Consider the following 21,608-nt stretch of genomic DNA (forward strand, 5'->3'; position numbering starts at 1 on the left):
CTAGGACTAAAGGCTTAGTAAAGATTCCGATTGAAGTGCGATGTTTAAAATGTCATATTTTTATACACTAGTAGTATAGAATGCGTATGTTATGAAGCAAGGTAGGGGGAAATTATGTCTTTATTTCGGTTAGCGAGAAAAAATATACAAACATTTGCTGCCCAAAGGTTAAAACAATTTATGTGGATTGCTATGAATACAATGCTTTGTTTTTTTATGATATCATTCCGATTTAATGAAGCTGTAATAAGTAAAACGGAATATACACCTATATTTATAAAGTGGTTTTATGTTATGTTTCTATTTATAGTTTTTGTGTGTATTTTCATTACATATAAAATGACAGATTCTCTTTTACAGATAAGAAAAGAGGAGTTTACATCGAATGAAGCGATGCATATGACAAGAAAAGAAATGTTATGTTTATTATGTCAGGAGCAATTATTAACTTGCGGAGGAGCACTCGTTTTCGGATTAATTCATGGTATGTTATTTTTGAAATTATTTATTATTATTTTTATGAAAGCAGTAGGAATCCAAGGAGTAACAAATGCACCGATTACGACGTATGCGATAATGGTAACAGCAGTTGTTATGATAACCGTCATTATAATATCAATGTGGCAATGTTGTAGGTTTACCCAAAGGTTAAAGGGTGAAAAGTCATATGAAACAAGGAGAAAGGCATGAGAAATCATGTCTTTTTCTTCATTTTACACATGTTATTAATCATGATACAGTGGGAAGAACTGAAAAAAAGAGTTAAGAAGAAAGGTTGTATGGAATGATAAATGAGCAAGCGATCGTAAAAGTTGATCGATTAACAAAACGAATTGGTTCAAAGACGTTAGTAGAAAATATTAGTTTTGAAGTGAAAAAAGGTGAAGTAGTTGGTTTATTAGGACCAAATGGTGCTGGGAAAACGACATTAATGCGAATGATGGTCGGTATGATTCGTATGACAGAGGGCGAAGTTTGGATTGACGGTCAATCTGTAAAACAGCAATTTGAAAAAACTGCTGCAAAAATTGGTGCTGTAATTGAGACGCCAGAATTTTATCCTTTCTTAAGCGGCTATGAAAATTTAACATATTTCGGACGAATGAATGGGAATGTGACTGAAGAGCGTATCGATGAAGTAGTGCAATTGTTAGGAATGGGACAAGTAATTGACCGTAAAGTAAAAGCATATTCACTCGGTATGAGACAGCGTTTAGGAATTGCTCAGGCACTTATACATAATCCAGATGTATTAATACTAGACGAGCCAACGAACGGATTAGATCCTAGTGGTATACATGAAATGCGGATGTACATAAAGAAAATTGCGCATGAACAAGGAAAAGCTGTTCTTGTCTCTAGTCACTTACTCTCAGAAGTTGAATTAATGTGTGACAGGGTTATTATTATTCAGCATGGAGAATATGTCGCAACACAAAATATTCAAAGTGATAAAAAGGAAGAAACAGAAGAAATACATATACGTGTAGATGATGCGAATAAAGCGGCAGAGGTTTTAGAATACGATGTTTTAGTAAAAGAAAACGAATTAATTATAAACGTGAAAGATGAAGAAATTCCAAATATTCTTCGTACATTGATGGAGAAAAACATTCAAGTTTATCGTGTATATGAAGAAAGAAAAACGCTAGAAGAGCAGTTTTTAGAATTAACAGGGGGAAAAGATATTGTTTAATTTAGTTTATAACGAGCTGTATAAAATATTTAAGCGAAAGCGAACGATTATTCCTTTTGCAGTTATTGCGGTATTAATTATTGGATTAGGATGGGTTACGGTAAAGTATTTAGAGCCAGAAACAAAAGGGTGGAAAGCGGATTATACAGAACGCACTGTAGAAATTGAGAAAAAGCTCGGTATGAAAAAAGAGGATATTTTAGCAGAAAAGTCAGGGGACGAGCTTGTAAAGGAATACCAGCTTAAAATGAAGCATTTAGATACGAATACAGCGCCAGCGAGTAGTTCTCCACTTTCTTTCATGAGAGATACTGGTTTTATTGTTTTTCCTATTTTACTTCCGTTTATTCTCGTATATGCGAGTACAGTTTTTGCGAATGAATATAGCTGGGGAACATATAAATTTTTAACGATTCGTCCGGCGAGCCGATTTAAAATTTTAACATCAAAATTTTTGGCAATCGTTATATTTGCAGCGTTATTGTTTATATTTAATATGATTTTCTCCGTTTTATGTGGACTTGTTATTTATAAATTCCAACAGCCTGCATGGAGTGAATTTATTTTCCAAGATGGAAATATTATAAAACAAAATATTTTTGTGGAAGCAAGTAAGTATTATGTTTTATCGTGGTTGCCAACCATTGTGTACGCAGCGTTTGCGTTTATGATTTCTGTTTTAACGAGATCTAGTGGCGGCGCAATTGGTATTTCGCTATTTCTTGCTTTATCAGGAAATATTGCGTTAATAGCAGCAACTAGATATGAATGGGCGAAATATTTATTGCCGGCAAACACAGATTTATATAGTATTTCAAAGAATGGAAGCTTTATTGATGGAGTAACATTCCCGTTCGCTTCTTGTATACTTCTTCTGTATTTAATTGTATTTCTAGGGATTTCTTATACAGTATTTATAAAACGAGATTTAACCGCATAAGCAAAAGCCGTTAAGGGTAACTTAACGGCTTTTTGTTTGTAATAATTGATGAATAGCTTCTTCGGCTAATAAGGCGAAATACTCCGCGCTAATAGGCAATGCTTTTTCATCTACTGTAAAAGCTGGATGATGCCATTCATGTGCACCACTTGTTCCCATAAAGACGAATGAACCTGGTACTTCTTGTTGGTAAAAAGAAAAATCTTCTCCTGCCATTGATGGTGTAGGAGAGATAACGTTTAGATTCATTTTCTCTGCAACCTGAACAGAAAGATCAGTGAGTACTTTATCGTTTTGAACAGCAGGAGGACCTGGATAAAATCGAAATTCTGTTTTTACACCTAGTGCATCAGAAACGCCTTTAATGATACGTTTCATTAATGCCGGAATCTTTTCACGTGTTTCAGCTTGGAATGTACGGACAGTTCCTTCTAATATTGCTTTTTCGGGAATAACGTTCCACGTATTCCCTGAATGAATGTTTGTTACACTTACGACAGCGTTATGAGAAGAACTAATATTTCGGCTTACAATCGTTTGAAGTGCCATAACGATTTGAGATGATGCAACGATAGGATCGACGCCCGCATCAGGTACAGCTGCATGTGTACCAACACCATGGATTTCAATTTCAAATCGATCAACTCCTGCCATTAGCGGCCCATCTTTAATACCGATTGTACCTACTGGTAAATCAGGTTTATTATGCATACCGAAAATAGCTTGCACGCCACGTAAATGCCCAGCTTCAATAACTTTGCAAGCACCATTACTACTTTCTTCAGCTGGCTGGAATATAAGGCGGACAGTTCCGTTAAGAGAAGCTTCTTTTTCTTTTAATAAGTAAGCCGCACCCAATATAGCAGCTGTATGAAAATCATGCCCACAAGCATGCATTTTACCTTGTATTTTTGAAGTGTATGGAAGGTCTGTTTCTTCCTGGATAGGAAGGGCATCGATATCAGCACGAAGCGCTACAACGGGGCCGTTTTTATTACCAGAAATTTCAGCGATAACTCCTGTTTCTAAATTGGAATCAATAATAGTAATATTAGCTTCTTCTAACCGATTTTTTATTGCTTTTGTCGTTTCAAATTCTTCGTACGATAGTTCTGGGTATTCGTGTAAATGTCGACGAATAGAAATAAGTTTTTCTGTTAATTGATTTGGAATGGATGCCACTTATTATCCCCTCTTTCTTAAGTGAAATATTTGTATTCATTATATAACACAATAATAAAAAGAGAGGATTTTCAAATGAAAATCCTCTCTCGTTTATGCCGCAACTTTTTTATGAGTATGCTGCTTTTTATAACGTCCATGCATTGCATATGCAATTTGCGGGATTGCAATACCGATTAAAATAAGTGATACACCGACCCATTGTGAAGATAGTACAGCTTCTTTTAAAACGAATACAGACATAATTGTTGTAACTGGCAGTTCTGCTGCACCAAGAATAGTTGCTAAGCCAGACCCGATTTTTGGAATACCGATTGTAAAGGCAATGGACGGAATAACGATACTAAATATTCCTAATCCTAAGCCGTATTTCCAAAGGCCTTGAGAAATCGCTCCGTTAAAAATAAATGTTGGTGGGAATACAATCATGACTAAAGTTAAAGCGCCAGCCATTAAAAGGACACCACGTGGCAAAGAAGGTACTTCAACGGCAACTTTCCCACTTACGAAAATGTATGTTGCAAATGTAACAGCAGATAATAAGCCTAAAATGATTCCAGTCGTATCGAAATCACCAGCTGATGTTTCTAATAACCCACTTGATAAAAATGTACCTGCAAGTAAGAAGATTACTGAAATAACTTTTTCTCTTGAAGGTAATGTTTTCGTTGTAATTGCTTCAATGATAATTCCAACCCAAACGAATTGGAATAAAAGTATAATTGCAATAGAAGCTGGTACAGTTTTTAAAGAAGCATAATAAAAAATTCCAGTGAAACTTGCAGACGTTCCTGCGACGAATAAAATTAACATTTGTTTTAGTGGAACACGATGTCTAGAAAATAGAAGTGTAATAGCAAGTAAAATAATCCAACCGAACAAATACTGGCTACCAATTACCTCTCCAAGTGAAAATCCTTCTGCGTATGCAAGTTTAACAAAAATAGCTAAAACCCCATAACTACACGCTCCTAATAAAACTAAAAGAGAATAACGAAGCATGAAAAATTCCTCCCATCTATATGAAATTGTTCCGTAACGGACATATATAACTAGAGGGAAGTATACAAAATTAAAAATGAAGGGTCAAATGAAAGAAAAGTGCAAAATTTTATAGAATAATAATAAAAGTATGATATTTATGCATAATCTTGAAATTAATAATAATTAAAGTATTGTAAAATCAGCTTTATGTTGTATAAAGACAGCATTTGAAAAAAATTTTTTAGGGTCAATATGTGTGAAGTTAATTGTAATGTGCTAATCATTTGAGAAACTGTGGAACCTTTGTTATGTTAGTAACAATTAGAAAGAGTTTCATAATTCAATTGAGATTTTTCTATATAATAGAAGGGAATGAAAACGTTTTATTAGAAAATGTGTGAAAGGGTAGTTTTTCTTATTGTCACGTTGGAAAAGTGAATTCATGAAATGTCCATAGTATTTTCAATTGTTTTTGCTACAATATTGAAGAGGAGAGGAGTGGAATAATGCAAGATATTAGTATTTTTTTAGCGTTTGGAGCTGGGTTCTTATCATTTATATCCCCATGTTGCTTACCGCTTTATCCGGCATTTTTATCATACATAACAGGTATGTCGGTTTCTGAATTGAAAGAAGAAAATGCAATGCTTCGCAAAAGAAGTATGATACATACAGCGTTTTTCTTACTTGGGTTTTCTATTATATTTATCGCAATTGGATTTGGTACAAGTTTTATCGGAGGAGTTTTTACGGATTATAAAGATTTAATTAGACAGTTAGGTGGTATATTTATCATCGTGTTCGGTCTTATTATTGTCGGTGTATTTAAGCCGAAGTTTCTAATGCAAGATCGTAAATTTACTTTTAAAAACCGTCCGAGTGGTTATTTTGGTTCAGTTTTAATTGGATTGGCATTTGCTGCTGGATGGACACCTTGTACTGGGCCTATATTAGTGTCTGTAATTGGATTAGCTGCAACAAATCCAGAATCGGCAATGATTTATATGATTGCTTACATACTTGGATTTGCTATCCCGTTTTTCGTACTTTCATTCTTTATTACGAAAATGTCTTGGATTAAAAGAAATAGTATGGCGTTCATGAAAATCGGAGGATACATTATGATTGTCATGGGGGTCTTTCTATACTTTAACTGGATGACGAAAATTATCGTATATTTCTCAAGTTTATTTGGTGGATTTACTGGTTTTTAGTATTATTCTGTGAAAATGTTGGAAATACTAACGGAAAAGCATATAATGAAATTATATTTTGCGTATAGTCACAAAAAAAGGATGAGAAAATATGAACATAGTTCTTTTATCAAGTATCGTTGCTGTTTGTATGGCTGTTGGTGCGATGTTTATTCGTTTAAAAGCAGCTAAGAAACCTGCAACATTGAAAAAAATTATACTCCCACCGTTTTTTATGAGCACAGGAGCACTGATGTATGTTTTTCCAGAATTTCGATTAACTCCAGCAGAAATGTTAGAAGCGATTGTCGTTGGTCTATTTTTCTCTATTTTTCTTATTAAAACATCTAAGTTTGAAATACGCGGACAAGAGATTTATTTGAAGCGTTCAAAAGCATTTGTATTTATTTTAATTGGATTACTTGTAGTGCGTATTGTGTTTAAAACATACTTAAGTCAATCTCTTGATTTAGGACAACTTAGCGGTATGTTCTTCTTACTTGCGTTTGCGATGATTGTATCATGGAGAATTGCAATGTACCGTTCCTTTACAAAATTACAGAGGGAAATGGAAAAAGAAGACGGTTTTTATAACGAAAAAGATATGAAATTAACGTGAAAATTGTATATGTATAAAATAAAAAATACAGCGTCTTTGACGCTGTATTTTTTATTGGTATTGTTAGCACCTTCTGTCCCAACCACGACGTATAAAACGTAACTTGTCGAAAATAGGGAAATAAAAAATGAAGATTATTTTGCAAGTAAAGATTTGTAATTTGAATAATCAATCTCTTTTTCTTGTAGTTTCTTAATTAAAAATTTATGATCGCGCTTCGGTGTGGCAACGATATATCCTTGTATAATTAAATCTTGTGTAATTTTTGAAGCGTTTTCCTTTATTGCAAGTTCACCAATTTTACCGGCAATCTTTGACGTGGCAACATCACGAAATAGTTCAGGAACGGGACTTACTAGTTCTTCTAATAATTGTTTTTGTTCATCATCCCATAAATGTCTCGTTTTATTAATATAGTGCTCTTCCCAATCTAAAATGGACATACCGTCTTCTTTCGGTAATCGTTTTAAAAATTTTCTGAACATAAAGTATCCACCGATAGACATAAGTCCTAATAAAATAACAGTCCATAATACAATAAACCAACTGAACCATCCTTCGAGCAAGTATATCCCCCCTTAAATGATTTCGATTTTCTTTTATTCATATTATAAACAGTGAGATTCATAGAAAGCAAGAACGCTTGATCATTTTGACCAAGCGCTGTGATTTAAACGAAGTATAGTTGTTCAACACATAAAATATCATTGTCATTTTCTACATATTCAATGATGAGTGTGCCAACTTTACGATCTTTATCTTCAGTTGTGAAAATAGAGTAAGAAGTAAAACGTGTTGTTGATAGGCCGCTTATATGTGTAGGTAAAGGAATGTAGTCGTTATCGCGGAAGAATTCCATCAGTTCAATATCTTCAAATTCTTTTCGGTCAACTTGTTTGTTTGTATAGCGGCGTTGAAGTTGTTTTAAAGATTCATTCCAAGAAATTGCTTTTGTGTCGTATACCATTGTTCTATCTCCTTACTGTATGTAATTATTAAGAACATACGTTCTAATCTAGTATACTCTTTTTATAAGAAAAGGGAAAGCAAAAAATAATGTAAGCTTGGATTTCCAAGCTTACATTATTGATGCGTCCGTCATAATCTCTATTTTTTATTATAAGTTACATAAGAATAAGAAACAAGATGATATATATTTTGTTGATGGTTTTCAAAATTCTGTTTATTATTTATGTATTACAGTACAAGGGAATGAGAGGGATGACATACGTAATTTCACTCCAAGGACCGATGGCAAGTGGAAAAACAACATTGGCAAAAAGGTTAGAGCAATATGGGCTTTCAATTATATACGAAAATCCATATCCAATTGTAGAAAAAAGAAAAGAATTACATTTAGATATGAACTCAAAAGAGGGGTTTATTACAAATCAAAAAATGTTTATTGAAGCAAAAATAAAAGAGTTTCAAAATGTGAAATCAGTTATGACTTTTGATCGCGGACCAGAAGATATTGAATTTTATACACTCTTTTATCCGAAGATGATAGGGAAAGAGTGGGATATAGAAACAGAGTTAAAAGATGAATTGTATAAATTAAGAGAATGCCGTTCGGATGCAATTTTTTATTTAGATGTTTCGAAAGAGAATTTGTATGATAGGAAAAACAATGATAGGGCAAGAAATCGAATTACATTTGAGGAACAATTTAAATTAGTAGAAGTTGAAAAAGAATGGTATAAACAATTTCCCATAACTTATGTGGACACTAATATATTATCAGTAGACGAATTAGAGGCATATTTTATAGGGTGGCTAAGGGAGAAAAGGCTATGAAAAAAATATTGTTATTCGTATACCCGACATTTGCAGAGTTTGAAATCACGGTAGCAACAGCATTGCTGAAAAATAAATATGAAATCATTACAGCGGGTTTAACAAAAGAATTGATTATAAGTGAAACGGGCTTGCAAGTACAACCGCACATAGAATTAAATGAAGTGCGTGTGGAAGAGTATGAGGGGATTCTTATTCCGGGCGGAGATGAAATACATATGAAAGAGGCAGAACTGCTTTTTTCAGTTATTCGTCAATTCTCTGAACAAGAAAAATTAGTGGCAGCGATTTGTGCTGGACCGTATGCGTTAGCAAAAGCAGGCTTATTAAAAGAAATCTCTTATACAGTCACCATAGATTATCAAAAATTAAATTGTTTTCCAGTAGAAAATTTTGTGTATAAAGAAGTTGTACAGCACGCAAATATTATTACAGCACAAGGACATGCATTTGTGCCATTTGGACTAGCGATTGCCTCTTATTTTGGAGTAGCGAATGAACATGATACAAATTTTTATCGTGGAAAGGGCAATATAATGATGGAGAATCTTTTACCGGAAAACGTGTAAAAGCTAGCAAATGCTAGCTTATTTCCTTTTTACATCGATAAATCACTAACGTTTTCGGATCGCTCCATATACCGTCATGAGTTGTTAATTCATTTTCTATTTCTTTTTTCAGCCAGGCCTTCATTTCGGTGTGAAGAGACATATTATCAGGTATATTCAGCGACGGAAACATGCTAGAAATATAGTTAACGATTGGAGTGGCATGATGAAAAACAAGTGCATTATGAATAATTGTTTCTTCAACAGTTGGAAAAACAGAGTGTAATAGATCTTTACCATTTTCTAAACAAAATGGAGTTGCTGACGGTGAAGTTTTTGGTAAATCAAATGCGACTAACATTTTGTTACACATTTCATCTATACGAGGCAATGAAACTTTAGAGTTTGTTGTAGCTAAAAGGGCACCGCCAGGACGAATTATCTTATGTAATCCTTGAATAGTTTTTTCGACATCTTTCATGTGGTATAACATATGCCTTGCGATTATCCAATCATAACAATTAGCTTCGAAAGGAAGTTTACTAGCATCACCGAGTTTCCATTCGATCATATTATTCTTTAAAGTGGCTTCAGAAAGCATGGTTTCCGATTGATCAAAGCCGGTTAATTGGCCTTTATGACCATTAGTTTGCAAAAGGGAAAGGAATTTTCCATTAGCGCACCCGACTTCTAATATTTTTTCTTCCCCTTGGAGTTGTAAATGTTCAATGACGAATTCATCTACATTCACTTGTTTTTCTTCGTAATGTTTATGCGTATTGATACGTGTTTGTAAATGGTCACTAACGTTGTATTGGCGTTTTACATCATTCATTTTTTCACATTCCACCTTTGTGCAAAATTGCTGGACCGCATGTGTTAATACGTCTGTTTTATTTAAACCTTCGTAATGGAGTGCCGATTCAAATCTTTCAAGTAATTTCTCTTCAATTCGAAAATGAATATCTTTTCGCTTTGCCACTGAAATCTCGCCCCTTTGCATCTGTTAGTGAGACTATAGCACGTCTGAAAAAAATCTGTAAATAAATTGTGTACACAAGTATGAGAGGGATAAAAAATTGCTTGAATAATATTTTAAACTATTGACGATTTAACCGTTTTCATATATTCTTAAATTAAGTAATATTCAAATAATTCAAAAGAAATGAGAGAGTCACATGCTTCTTCAAGGAACACATCGAATTGGTCGTATGGCCATGCTGTTGGCACTTGCGGATGAGAATGAAAGTCCCGTATTATCTATTCCGAAAGGTTGGAAATATTGTACTGGGAAAGTTGGTTCTATGAATTCGCAAAAAGTAGTAGCAGCAATGGAAACAGCGGCTAAGAGCAACCGAGTTATTGAAACAGATGTTTACAGAGAAACACATGCACTTTATCATGCAATTATGGAAGCTTTGTACGGAGTGACGAGAGGTCAAATTCAGTTAGCAGACGTTCTTCGTACAGTAGGACTTCGCTTTGCGATTGTGCGCGGTACACCATACGACGGAAAAAAAGAAGGCGAATGGGTTGCTGTTGCACTTTATGGAACGATTGGTGCACCTGTAAAAGGATCTGAGCATGAGGCGATTGGTTTAGGAATTAATCACATATGATTTGCCCATAGTCTATTAGTTAGAAGGGGGCCTTATTTTTTAGGACAGAAGTCTGTCTTAAAAATATAAGGTCCCCTTTTGCCTTTATAAGGAGGAAAAAGAATGATTACGTTAACAGGACACACATTGACAGTTGAAGAAATGAAGAGGTTATTACTTGAAGGTGAAGGTGTAACAGCTTGCCCAACTAGTATGCAAAAGGTAGCGGAGTGCCGCGAAGTAGTTGAGAAAATCGTAGAGGACGGAAAAGTCGTTTATGGTATTACAACTGGATTTGGAAAGTTTAGTGATGTGCTTATTCAAAAAGATGATGTAAAGGCACTTCAGCACAATTTAATTCAATCACATGCGTGCGGAATAGGCGATCCATTCCCGGAAGAAGTATCACGCGGTATGTTAATTTTACGAGCTAATACGATGTTAAAAGGAGTATCGGGTGTTAGACCACTTGTTGTAAATATGCTTCTGGAGTTTGTAAATCGTAAAATTCATCCAGTCGTTCCGCAACAAGGATCACTAGGAGCGAGCGGTGATTTAGCACCTTTATCTCATCTTGCTCTCGTTTTATTAGGTGAAGGTGAAGTGTTCTACAAAGGAAAACGAGTTCATGCGATGGTTGCTCTTACAGAAGAAGGACTTGAACCTATTGAACTTGAAGCAAAAGAAGGTCTTGCGTTAATCAATGGTACGCAGGCAATGACAGCGCAAGGAGTTCTTTCTTATATAGAAGCTGAAGCAACGGCTTATCAATCTGAATTAATTGCTTCTATGACAATTGAGGGATTGCGCGGCATTATTGATGCATTTGATGAAAATGTTCATAAAGCGCGTGGTTATAAAGAGCAAGTAGAAGTAGCAAGCAGAATTCGTGACATCCTTCATGATAGTAAGCTTGTGACAAAACAAGGAGAACTTCGGGTACAAGATGCATATTCACTTCGTTGTATCCCGCAAGTGCACGGTGCTTCTTGGCAAGTTTTAAATTATGTGAAAGAAAAATTAGAAATTGAAATGAATGCAGCAACAGATAATCCACTTATTTTTGATGGTGGGGAAAAAGTAATTTCTGGTGGTAATTTCCACGGACAACCGATTGCATTTGCAATGGACTTCTTAAAAGTAGGGATGGCGGAGCTTGCAAATATTTCCGAACGTCGTATAGAACGCCTTGTGAATCCACAATTAAATGATCTGCCACCATTTTTAAGTCCTCAGCCAGGACTTCAGTCTGGTGCAATGATTATGCAATATGCAGCAGCATCACTCGTTTCTGAGAATAAAACGTTAGCACATCCGGCGAGTGTAGATTCAATTCCATCGTCAGCTAACCAAGAAGATCATGTAAGTATGGGAACAATTGCTTCACGTCATGCACATCAAATTATTCAAAATGCAAGACGAGTTCTTGCAATTGAGATGATCTGTGCGATGCAAGCTGCGGAATATCGCGGTATTGAAGAGATGAGTACAGTAACGAAAGCTTTCTACCATCAAGGTCGTCAACAAGTGCCTTCTATTACAAATGACCGCATATTCTCAACAGATATTGAAAATATTGCGCATTGGTTAAAAACGAATTACTCGATAAAAGAAAGAATGGATGTAAACGCAGCACTATAAAACGAGAAAAGGGAGAGATTGAAATGGAAAAAGTACAACAAACAATTCGTGCGGCAAGAGGTACTGAGTTACAAACGAAAGGATGGGTTCAAGAAGCTGCACTTCGAATGTTAATGAACAATTTAGACCCTGAAGTAGCTGAAAAACCAGAAGAATTAGTTGTATACGGCGGAATTGGTCGTGCAGCTCGTAACTGGGAAAGCTACCATGCAATTGTTGATTCATTAAAAACGTTAGAAAGCGACGAAACGTTACTTGTTCAATCAGGAAAACCAGTTGCAATTTTTAAATCACATGAAGATGCGCCTCGCGTTCTTTTAGCAAACTCAAACTTAGTACCAAAATGGGCGAACTGGGATCACTTCCGTGAACTAGAGAAAAAAGGTCTTATGATGTACGGACAAATGACAGCAGGTAGCTGGATTTACATTGGAACACAAGGGATTTTACAAGGAACATATGAAACATTTGGTGAAGCGGCACGTCAACATTTCGATGGTTCATTAAAAGGTACAGTAACACTTACTGCTGGTTTAGGTGGTATGGGTGGTGCACAACCGCTTGCTGTAACGATGAACGGCGGTGTTGTAATTGCTATTGATGTAGATAAGCGTAGTATCGATCGTCGTATTGAAAAGAGATATTGTGATCTGTATACAGAGTCTTTAGAAGAAGCGTTAACTATTGCGAACGAGTATAAAGAGAAGAAAGAACCGATTTCAATTGGATTGCTAGGAAATGCGGCAGAGATTTTACCAGAGCTAGTGAAGCGTAATATTACGCCAGATTTAGTTACGGATCAAACATCTGCTCATGATCCATTAAACGGTTATATTCCAGTAGGTTACACGTTAGAAGAAGCAGCGAAGCTTCGTGAAGAAGATCCAGAACGTTACGTACAATTATCAAAAGAAAGTATGAAAAAACATGTAGAAGCAATGCTTGCAATGCAAGAAAAAGGCGCGATTACATTTGATTACGGAAATAACATTCGCCAAGTTGCTTTCGATGAAGGATTAAAAAATGCTTTCGATTTCCCAGGATTCGTTCCAGCATTTATCCGTCCATTATTCTGTGAAGGAAAAGGACCATTCCGCTGGGTAGCACTTTCTGGTGATCCAGAAGATATTTATAAAACAGACGAAGTTATTTTACGCGAGTTCGCGGATAATGAACATTTATGTAATTGGATTCGTATGGCACGCCAGCAAGTTGAGTTCCAAGGTCTTCCATCACGTATTTGTTGGCTTGGTTATGGCGAGCGTGCAAAATTTGGCCGCATTATTAATGAAATGGTGGCTAATGGGGAATTATCAGCACCGATCGTTATCGGCCGTGACCATTTAGATTGTGGATCAGTGGCATCTCCAAACCGTGAAACAGAATCTATGAAAGACGGTAGTGATGCAGTAGCAGACTGGCCAATTTTAAATGCATTAATTAACAGTGTAAACGGTGCAAGCTGGGTATCTGTTCACCACGGTGGTGGCGTTGGTATGGGTTATTCACTTCACGCCGGAATGGTTATCGTTGCAGATGGAACAGAAGCAGCAGCAAAACGTATTGAGCGCGTATTAACTTCTGACCCTGGTATGGGTGTTGTTCGTCACGTTGATGCAGGCTATGACTTAGCGGTTCAAACTGCGAAAGAAAAAGGCGTTAACATTCCAATGATGAAATAAGGAGGAAGAAACATGCTGGACACTTTACTAATAAATATCGGTCAATTACTAACAATGGATCAAGAAGATGGCTTGTTAAGACGGGAAGCGATGAACACGCTTCCTGTTATTGAAAACGGTGCCGTTGGAATCGAAAACGGTGTGATTACTTTCGTTGGAACAGCAGAAGAAGCAAAAGGATTACAAGCGAAAGAGGTTATTGATTGCGGCGGGAAAATGGTTTCGCCTGGTCTTGTTGACCCGCATACTCATCTTGTATTTGGTGGATCTCGTGAAAATGAAATCGCGCTGAAATTACAAGGAGTTCCGTACTTGGAAATTTTAGAACAAGGCGGAGGTATTCTTTCAACTGTAAATGCAACGAAACAAGCATCGAAAGAAGAACTTGTTCAAAAAGCTAAATTTCATTTAGACCGTATGCTATCTTTCGGTGTAACAACCGTAGAAGCGAAGAGTGGTTACGGATTAGATGATGAGACGGAATGGAAACAATTAGAGGCAACTGCACAATTACAAAAAGAGCATCCAATTGATTTAGTTTCAACATTTTTAGGTGCTCATGCAGTTCCGAAAGAGTATAAAGGAAGATCGAAAGAATTTTTACAATGGATGCTAGATCTATTACCAGAAATGAAAGAGAAGCAATTAGCTGAGTTCGTTGATATTTTCTGTGAAACAGGTGTGTTCTCTGTAGAAGAATCAAAAGAATTTTTATTAAAAGCGAAAGAGCTTGGCTTTGATGTGAAAATTCATGCAGATGAAATCGACCCTCTTGGTGGTGCGGAAGCAGCGGCTGAAATTGGCGCAGCATCAGCAGATCATTTAGTTGGCGCTTCTGATAAAGGAATTGAAATGCTTGCGAATTCTAATACAGTTGCAACTTTATTACCAGGAACAACTTTCTATTTGAATAAAGAAAGTTTCGCACGTGGCCGTAAAATGATCGATGAAGGTGTTGCGGTTGCTTTAGCTACAGACTTTAACCCAGGTAGCTGTCCAACTGAAAACATTCAGCTTATTATGAGCATTGCGATGCTGAAACTAAAAATGACACCAGAAGAAGTTTGGAATGCGGTAACAGTTAACTCTGCTCACGCAATTAATCGTGGTGATGTAGCTGGGAAAATTAGAGTTGGTCGTAAGGCAGATTTAGTTTTATGGGATGCTTATAATTATGCTTACGTGCCGTACCATTACGGCGTAAGTCATGTAAATACAGTATGGAAGAGCGGTAATATCGCATATACAAGAGGTGAACAATCGTGGAGCACGGCCACTATTTAAAGAGAAATGCAAAATTTATCGATCGTGAAGTAACGAAATGGAGTGAGATGATTAAAGATTGGGAGGAAGGCGTAGAAATATTCGGTGCAGCCTTAATTGGTGCACCTCTTTCTAAACCATCTATTAGTCATTCAGGAGCATGTTTTGCACCAAAAACAATTCGTTCAATGTTAGATGCATATAGCACGTACGCAATTACAGAAGAACACGATATGAAAGAAAGTGTTCTTCATGATTGCGGTGATATTACGATGCATGTAACAGATATAAAAGAGAGTCATAACCGAATTGCGAAAACAGTTGGTCACTTGACGAAAGTAAATCCGAAAATGATACCAATCGTTCTTGGTGGTGACCACTCGATTAGTTTTCCAAGTATAACCGGTTTTGCAAATAGTAAAGGGAATGTCGGTATTATTCAATTTGATGCTCATCATGATTTACGTAATTTAGATGATGGTGGTCCGTCAAATGGTACACCGTTCCGTAGTTTGCTAGAAAATGATGTGATTACAGGAAAACAACTCGTTCAAATTGGGATTCGTAATTTTTCAAATGCACGAGCGTACCATGAATATGCAAAAGAGCATGGCGTGACAGTGTATACAATGAAAGATGTAAGAGAGCGAGAAATAAAAGATCTTATTTCAGAAAGTATTGAAGTATTAAGAAAACAAGGTGTGACTTCTATTTATATTTCTCTTGATATGGACGTACTAGACCAAGCGTTTGCGCCAGGCTGTCCAGCAATTGGCCCTGGTGGAATGGATAGTACAACTTTACTTGATGCAATTGAATTCCTTGGTAAAGAGCCACTCGTTCAAGGGATGGATATAGTAGAAATTGATCCAACTCTTGATTTTAGGGATATGACAAGTAGAGTAGCTGCGCAAGTGATTATGAGTTTTCTTTTAGCGCGAGAAACGATTAGAAAACAGGTTAGTATATAAGCGAAGAATCGTATGTGTGAAGTTTTGAAGTAATCGTTTTTGTCTTTCATGTTGCACATTATATAAAAATACATCGCTACTTATATGTAGGGATGTATTTTTTTGTTTTACAAGGTATATAAAATTGGAGGGAATGGGTGTGAAAAGGTAACAAAAATGCGGGTTTTTTAGTGTTTCTGTACAGATTGAATTTTTATGTATAAATAAATTGACATGGAAAATAATTTTGTGATATTATAAAAATTTTGCTAAAAAAATAAATGTGTGTTATGCTTGAGAAGGTTACCATATATGGAGGTGGATTATTTGTTTCAAATTGGCGATAACATTGTTTATCCAATGCACGGAGCAGGTATAATTAAAGCCATAGAAGAAAAGGAAATTTCAGGGGAAAAACAACAGTATTATGTTATAAAAATGTCGGCTAGTAATATGGAAGTAATGATTCCTATGGGGAAAATATTGAATTCAAATATACGACCAGTTACAAATCTAAAGGCATTAACACACATAATAGATGTTTTTCAACATGGAGAATCAGATAGATTACTTACGTGGAAACAAAGGTATAAATTGAACACTGATAAAATAAAAACGGGTAAAATACAAGAAGGTGCTGAAGTTGTACGTGATTTATTACGTATGCAGAAAGAAAAAGCACTTAATGCAAGCGAAAAGAAAATGTTAGATAACGCACATGAATTTTTGATTAGTGAACTGGGATTAATTGAGGGTATCACAGAAAATCAAATAAAAAGCTTTTGTTAAGATTCATTGTAGATAATGTATTACATCCCAAAAAAGATCTTGAATTTTTTGGGAATATAATTATAGAGAATCAATCATTTCAAAGACATTCAACTCTTTCAAACCACTTTTAGAGCATTAACCTCTTTTGTTATTACTACAATCTAATCCATTTTTATTTTTTAATTTCTTTTACGAATGTTCGAGGTTTAATTAAATAACTCGATAAAATAGTTACTTGATTTTTGCAATCCTGATTCACACTGGCACGGACGAGGAGCCGTAAGGATGAAAGAGAGGTAGGGCTTTCATTGTTTTAGGTATATAAGTTATTATTTTTAGAAGAATACTGAACCACTCCCACTTCTATTGTTAAGAGATTTTCCATATGTGAGGAGATAATAATTGTTTATTTTCTTTATGTAAAAGAGATAAACGAATTGTTAGCCTTATATGGTCAACTAAAAAAAGGTTTCCTAATTAGGAAACCTTTTTAATTTTTGTTTTTATTATTCTGTTTGTTTAATATTCGAATTTATAATGGTAAAGACGTATAAATTGACGTTACTATCTAAAAGTAAGTATGATGCGATTATAGTTAGATTTTTTTAGGGGGAAGAAAAATGACAAGTTCAAATAATAAAGCAGCAAGTATTTATGAAGGAACAAATATAAACGCTTGGGGGTCTTTTGAAAATATTGAAGAAACGAAATTATTCCATCCGATTCAAGTTGGATCTTGGTCTCTTCGTAATCGCATAGCGATGGCACCGATGACGAGATGTTTTGCAAATAATGAGACTGAAGTCGTTGGTGCTGACGTAGTCGAATATTACCGAAAACGTGCTGCTGATGGAGTTGGATTAATTATTACAGAAGGAATTGTTATTAGTCCAAGAGCAAAAGGGAATCCAGGAGTTCCAGGTATTTATACACAAGCGCAAGTCGATTCTTGGAAACCTGTTACAGAGGCGGTACATAAAGAAGGCGGAACGATTATCGCTCAAATATGGCATGTTGGACGTATGAGTCATCATGAAATAATTGGTGGTCAAATGCCGCAAGCACCGTCAGCAATTGCTGCGGAAGGGAATGTTCCGCGTTTTCGTAAACCATTTGATACACCAGAAGCAATGACAATAGAAGAAATAAAAGAAGTTGTTGGTCAATATGCACAAGCTGCAAAAAACGCAATTGAAGCTGGGTTTGATGGAGTAGAAATTCACGGTGCACACGGATATTTAATTGATCAATTTACTTATGAGTTTGCGAATAAGCGAACTGATAAATACGGCGGTGACTTGAAGCAAAGGTTAACATTTATGAAAGAAGTAACGGAGGCTGTAATTGAAGCAGTTGGAGCTAATAAAACGCTGCTTCGCTTCTCTGCCTTTAAAGGTGATAACCCTGTCTATATGTGGGAAAACCCAGAACTTGCGATTGAAACTTTTGTAAATATGTTCAAAGAAGTTGGATTAACGATGATTCACCCTTCAACGATGAATTATACGGCAGTTATTGCTGACGGAAAGAATTTTCATCAATTAGTAAGAAAATATTGGGATGGTACTATCGTAGGAGTAGGGAATTTGAATCCGAAAGAGGCAGAAGAAGCATTGCAAGAAGGAACAATTGATGTAGCGGCGTTCGGAAGACCATTAATTGCGAACCCAGATTTTGTTCATCGAATTAAAAATGCTGAAAGTTTAGTTGAATATGACGCGAAAGAGCATCTTGCTACACTAATTTGAATAAGGATAAAAGGAGAACACATGAAGTGTTCTCCTTTTATTATGGAATTTCATAGGAGGAAGCGGGATGAGTGAAACGCTACTCGTTATTATTAGTATATTGCTCTTATTGATGTTACTTTTAATCGCCTTTTTTATCATTACATTTTTTATAAAAAAACGGACGCATCATTCTATATTAAAACTGCATCCATACTTAGGGAGAATGCGCTATCTACTTGAAAAAATAGGGCCGGAGTTTCGGCAATATTGGTTTGATCACGATACTGACGGAAAACCATTCTCACGCTATGATTTTCAAAGTATTATGTTTTTAGCGAAGTATCGTTCTGAAATACTTGGTTTTGGATCAAAACGAGATTTTGATGAATCTGGTTATTATATTGCTAATACACTGTTTCCGATATTGACGGATGAATTAAGTGTGGATCTCATGCAAGAACGTGAGGGGAAAAAGTATGTGATCCATAAAGAAGGGTTATTTTCAAGAAGAGAGAAATTGACAGCGGATACAACGAATCTTTGGTTATATGAAGATGACGATGCAATTATAGTTGGTGAAAATCGTAAATATCCATGGAAACTACATGGAATGTTTGGAGCATCAGCGACATCTTACGGTGCGATTGGAGAAAATTATATTTTAGCGAGCGGTTTTGGTGCGAAAATGGCAGGTGGATCGTGGATTAATACTGGAGAAGGGGGCGTAATTCCAGAACATTTACATACAGGAGCGAATATCGTTGCGCAAATTGGTCCAGGGTTATTCGGATACCGTGATGAAGACGGGAATTTTTCAATGGAGAAATTTATGGATAAAGCGAAAGAAAGTAATATTAAGGCGTTCGAATTGAAATTTGGGCAAGGTGCTAAAATACGTGGTGGTCATCTAGAGGGACAAAAAGTAAATGAGAAAATTGCTTCTGTTCGGAACGTACGAGAAGGGGAGACGATTAATTCACCGAATCGATTTTCATTTTTAAATAATGCAGCGGATACACTTTACTTTATTCAAAAATTGCAAAAAAACGGTGGCAAGCCAGTCGGGATGAAAATCGTAATTGGACAGCAGGAGCCTTTGGAAGATTTATTAAAAACAATGAGTGAATTAAATATTTATCCAGATTTTATTACAATTGATGGTTCAGAAGGTGGATCGGGTGCCACGTATAAATCGATGGCAGATAGTATGGGGCTTCCGCTTATACCGGCATTACTTACATTTATTGATACAGCAAATTATTTTGGTGTCCGGGATAAATTAAAGGTGTTTGCCTCTGGGAAATTAGTCACACCAGATAAAGTGGCGATTGCTTTAGCTATCGGTGCAGATGCCGTAAATTCGGCACGCGGATTTATGATGGCGAGTGGTTGTATTATGGCACTTCAATGTAATTCAGGGCAATGTCCATCTGGAGTTGCAACTACGAATCCACACTACCAAAAAGCATTAGATCCGTATGAGAAAAAATGGCGAGTAATGAATTACATTGTTAGTATGAGATATAGTTTGTTTTCATTAGCGGCAGCAGCAGGGGTAAAGAGCCCGCGCCATTTAACAAGAGAACATATTGTATTTAAAGATGAGGTGGGAAGGGTAGTCCCTCTTTCGGAATTGTTTCCTATAGTAAATAAAAGATAAGCTATGTTTAATAGATTAAAAGTCATACATTTGTATGGCTTTTTTGATTATAGTAGTATGGGGGTTAATTGTCAGAATATTGTTTTTGATGAAAAAATGAAACGATATGCTCATTGACAATAAAAAATAATTAGACTATAATAAATCTCGAATTCAAGATAAATTTAAGGATAGTTAAAATAATGTTAGACTAAACACATTGTAAGAACAGTAATTTTTTTATGGATTATCTCGAATTCGAGATAATTTTCGAGCAGGATGAAATGTGTTAGTTTTTTAGAGAAATACCTCAAGCTTGAGAAAGATAGTATTACGGATTGAACTTTATCATATGGACAAAATGAATAATGAATTTTAGCGAATAAACGTTTTTTATAATGAAATAAAAAGGGATGTGGAGAAAATGGAAAAGAAGACGATGGGAATTCACCATATTACAGCAATCGTAGGTCATCCACAAGAAAATGTAGATTTTTATGCAGGTGTATTAGGATTGCGTTTAGTAAAACAAACAGTGAATTTTGATGATCCAGGTACGTATCACCTTTACTTTGGAAATGAAGGAGGAAAACCAGGAACTATTATTACATTTTTCCCATGGGCAGGTGCAAAGCAAGGTGTTATTGGAGATGGTCAAGTAGGGGTAACTTCTTACGTTGTACCTAAAGGTGCTATGGGGTTTTGGGAAAAGAGATTGGAGAAATTCAATATTTCGTATACAAAAATGACTCGCTTTGGAGAAAAATATTTGGAATTTGATGATCCACATGGTTTGCATTTAGAGTTAGTTGCAAGAGAAGAAGGCGAGTTAAATACTTGGAGCTTTGGAGAAGTTACTTCAGAAGTAGCTATTAAAGGATTTGGTGGGGCGGTTCTTTTATCGGCACAACCTCAAAAAACTGCCGAATTGTTAGAACATGTAATGGGACTTGAAAAAGTTGGAGAAGAGGGAGAGTTTATGCGGTTCCGTTCTTCAGCTGAAATTGGAAATGTAATTGATTTAAAGATACATTCTATCGGACGTGGGCAAATGGGTGTTGGGACGGTTCATCATATTGCATGGAGAGCTAGCGATGATACCGATCAATTAGACTGGAAAGAGCATGTGTCCCGCTTTGGATATGGTGTAACTCCTGTACAAGACCGAAATTATTTTAACGCAATTTATTTTAGAGAACACGGCGAAATCTTATTTGAAATTGCAACAGACCCTCCTGGTTTCGCTCATGATGAATCATTAGAGACGATGGGTGAGGAATTAAAATTACCAGAGCGATATGATCAGCATAGAAAACAGATTGAACAAGGGTTATTACCAATTGAAGTAAGAGAATTAGACTAATTATATATGTAA

Annotated in this window: 21 protein-coding genes; 16 read left to right on the forward strand and 5 right to left on the reverse strand. The window is 35.8% G+C overall.

Translation table 11 applies throughout. From position 1 onward, the window contains the following. Nucleotides 1-114 precede the first annotated feature (114 nt). The 3 genes from QCI75_RS09520 to QCI75_RS09530 all read left to right on the forward strand — a co-directional run bounded on the left by QCI75_RS09520 (nt 115) and on the right by QCI75_RS09530 (nt 2,636). Nucleotides 115-690: an FtsX-like permease family protein gene (locus tag QCI75_RS09520; protein WP_144506363.1), complete on the forward strand. Its 576-nt coding sequence runs from the start codon at nt 115-117 to the stop codon at nt 688-690. A gap of 94 nt (nt 691-784) precedes the next feature. Next, nucleotides 785-1,696, forward strand: a complete 912-nt coding sequence (locus tag QCI75_RS09525; RefSeq protein WP_128282452.1) for an ABC transporter ATP-binding protein — start codon at nt 785-787, stop codon at nt 1,694-1,696. Beyond that, nucleotides 1,689-2,636: an ABC transporter permease gene (locus QCI75_RS09530; RefSeq protein WP_144506364.1), complete on the forward strand. Its 948-nt coding sequence runs from the start codon at nt 1,689-1,691 to the stop codon at nt 2,634-2,636. Before QCI75_RS09525 ends, QCI75_RS09530 begins: the two co-directional genes overlap by 8 nt. 21 nt (nt 2,637-2,657) lie before the next feature. Here QCI75_RS09530 and QCI75_RS09535 read toward each other — a convergent pair whose 3' ends face one another. After that, on the reverse strand, nt 2,658-3,818 hold the full coding sequence (locus QCI75_RS09535) for a M20 peptidase aminoacylase family protein (protein ID WP_144506365.1): 1,161 nt from the start codon (nt 3,816-3,818) through the stop codon (nt 2,658-2,660). 93 nt (nt 3,819-3,911) lie between these two features. Next, on the reverse strand, nt 3,912-4,820 hold the full coding sequence (locus tag QCI75_RS09540; RefSeq protein ID WP_144506366.1) for an EamA family transporter: 909 nt from the start codon (nt 4,818-4,820) through the stop codon (nt 3,912-3,914). Nucleotides 4,821-5,308: 488 nt separating this feature from the next. On the opposite strand from QCI75_RS09540, the gene ccdA reads away from it, so the two are divergent. After that, nucleotides 5,309-6,016, forward strand: coding sequence for a cytochrome c-type biogenesis protein CcdA (gene ccdA / locus QCI75_RS09545; RefSeq protein WP_144506367.1), 708 nt, complete (start codon nt 5,309-5,311; stop codon nt 6,014-6,016). 91 nt (nt 6,017-6,107) lie between these two features. After that, the gene (locus QCI75_RS09550) at nt 6,108-6,614 is read left to right on the forward strand and encodes a CcdC family protein (protein ID WP_144506368.1); all 507 of its coding nucleotides are present in this window, start codon (nt 6,108-6,110) and stop codon (nt 6,612-6,614) included. Nucleotides 6,615-6,748: 134 nt separating this feature from the next. On the opposite strand, the gene QCI75_RS09555 is transcribed toward QCI75_RS09550, so the two are convergent. After that, on the reverse strand, nt 6,749-7,180 hold the full coding sequence (locus QCI75_RS09555) for a DUF2621 domain-containing protein (protein WP_144506369.1): 432 nt from the start codon (nt 7,178-7,180) through the stop codon (nt 6,749-6,751). Nucleotides 7,181-7,284: 104 nt separating this feature from the next. After that, nucleotides 7,285-7,581, reverse strand: coding sequence for a hypothetical protein (locus QCI75_RS09560; protein ID WP_044443662.1), 297 nt, complete (start codon nt 7,579-7,581; stop codon nt 7,285-7,287). A gap of 254 nt (nt 7,582-7,835) precedes the next feature. On the opposite strand from QCI75_RS09560, the gene QCI75_RS09565 reads away from it, so the two are divergent. Continuing rightward, nucleotides 7,836-8,411 carry an AAA family ATPase gene (locus QCI75_RS09565; RefSeq protein WP_353760351.1) on the forward strand — a complete coding sequence of 192 codons (576 nt, stop codon included), beginning with the start codon at nt 7,836-7,838 and terminating at the stop codon, nt 8,409-8,411. Further along, nucleotides 8,408-8,980: a DJ-1/PfpI family protein gene (locus QCI75_RS09570; protein ID WP_098775484.1), complete on the forward strand. Its 573-nt coding sequence runs from the start codon at nt 8,408-8,410 to the stop codon at nt 8,978-8,980. The genes QCI75_RS09565 and QCI75_RS09570 overlap by 4 nt, the downstream gene beginning before the upstream one ends. 13 nt (nt 8,981-8,993) lie before the next feature. Here the strand turns inward: QCI75_RS09570 and QCI75_RS09575 are convergent, their stop codons facing one another. Next, entirely contained in the window at nt 8,994-9,941 is a 948-nt protein-coding gene (locus QCI75_RS09575; protein ID WP_144506371.1) for a class I SAM-dependent methyltransferase, read from the reverse strand. A gap of 196 nt (nt 9,942-10,137) precedes the next feature. On the opposite strand from QCI75_RS09575, the gene hutP reads away from it, so the two are divergent. From hutP to QCI75_RS09620, 9 genes are all read left to right on the forward strand, one after another. Continuing rightward, on the forward strand, nt 10,138-10,578 hold the full coding sequence (gene hutP, locus QCI75_RS09580; protein ID WP_000926519.1) for a histidine utilization transcription antiterminator HutP: 441 nt from the start codon (nt 10,138-10,140) through the stop codon (nt 10,576-10,578). A gap of 102 nt (nt 10,579-10,680) precedes the next feature. After that, nucleotides 10,681-12,198, forward strand: coding sequence for a histidine ammonia-lyase (gene hutH / locus QCI75_RS09585; protein ID WP_353760352.1), 1,518 nt, complete (start codon nt 10,681-10,683; stop codon nt 12,196-12,198). A 23-nt stretch (nt 12,199-12,221) separates the two neighbouring features. Then, nucleotides 12,222-13,880, forward strand: coding sequence for a urocanate hydratase (gene hutU / locus QCI75_RS09590; protein WP_144506373.1), 1,659 nt, complete (start codon nt 12,222-12,224; stop codon nt 13,878-13,880). Nucleotides 13,881-13,892: 12 nt separating this feature from the next. Then, on the forward strand, nt 13,893-15,164 hold the full coding sequence (hutI, locus tag QCI75_RS09595; RefSeq protein ID WP_353760353.1) for an imidazolonepropionase: 1,272 nt from the start codon (nt 13,893-13,895) through the stop codon (nt 15,162-15,164). Then, complete coding sequence (hutG, locus tag QCI75_RS09600; RefSeq protein ID WP_353760354.1) at nt 15,143-16,114, forward strand: formimidoylglutamase; 972 nt, start codon at nt 15,143-15,145, stop codon at nt 16,112-16,114. Before hutI ends, hutG begins: the two co-directional genes overlap by 22 nt. Before the next feature lie 306 nt (nt 16,115-16,420). After that, nucleotides 16,421-16,882 carry a CarD family transcriptional regulator gene (locus QCI75_RS09605; protein ID WP_180235333.1) on the forward strand — a complete coding sequence of 154 codons (462 nt, stop codon included), beginning with the start codon at nt 16,421-16,423 and terminating at the stop codon, nt 16,880-16,882. Between the two features lie 602 nt (nt 16,883-17,484). Continuing rightward, nucleotides 17,485-18,612, forward strand: coding sequence for an alkene reductase (locus tag QCI75_RS09610; protein WP_144506376.1), 1,128 nt, complete (start codon nt 17,485-17,487; stop codon nt 18,610-18,612). 67 nt (nt 18,613-18,679) lie between these two features. After that, nucleotides 18,680-20,254 carry an FMN-binding glutamate synthase family protein gene (locus QCI75_RS09615; protein WP_144506377.1) on the forward strand — a complete coding sequence of 525 codons (1,575 nt, stop codon included), beginning with the start codon at nt 18,680-18,682 and terminating at the stop codon, nt 20,252-20,254. A gap of 403 nt (nt 20,255-20,657) precedes the next feature. Further along, complete coding sequence (locus QCI75_RS09620) at nt 20,658-21,596, forward strand: ring-cleaving dioxygenase (protein WP_353760355.1); 939 nt, start codon at nt 20,658-20,660, stop codon at nt 21,594-21,596. Nucleotides 21,597-21,608 lie beyond the last annotated feature (12 nt).

Source organism: Bacillus cereus group sp. RP43 (assembly GCF_040459645.1).
Taxonomy (GTDB): domain Bacteria; phylum Bacillota; class Bacilli; order Bacillales; family Bacillaceae_G; genus Bacillus_A; species Bacillus_A mycoides_C.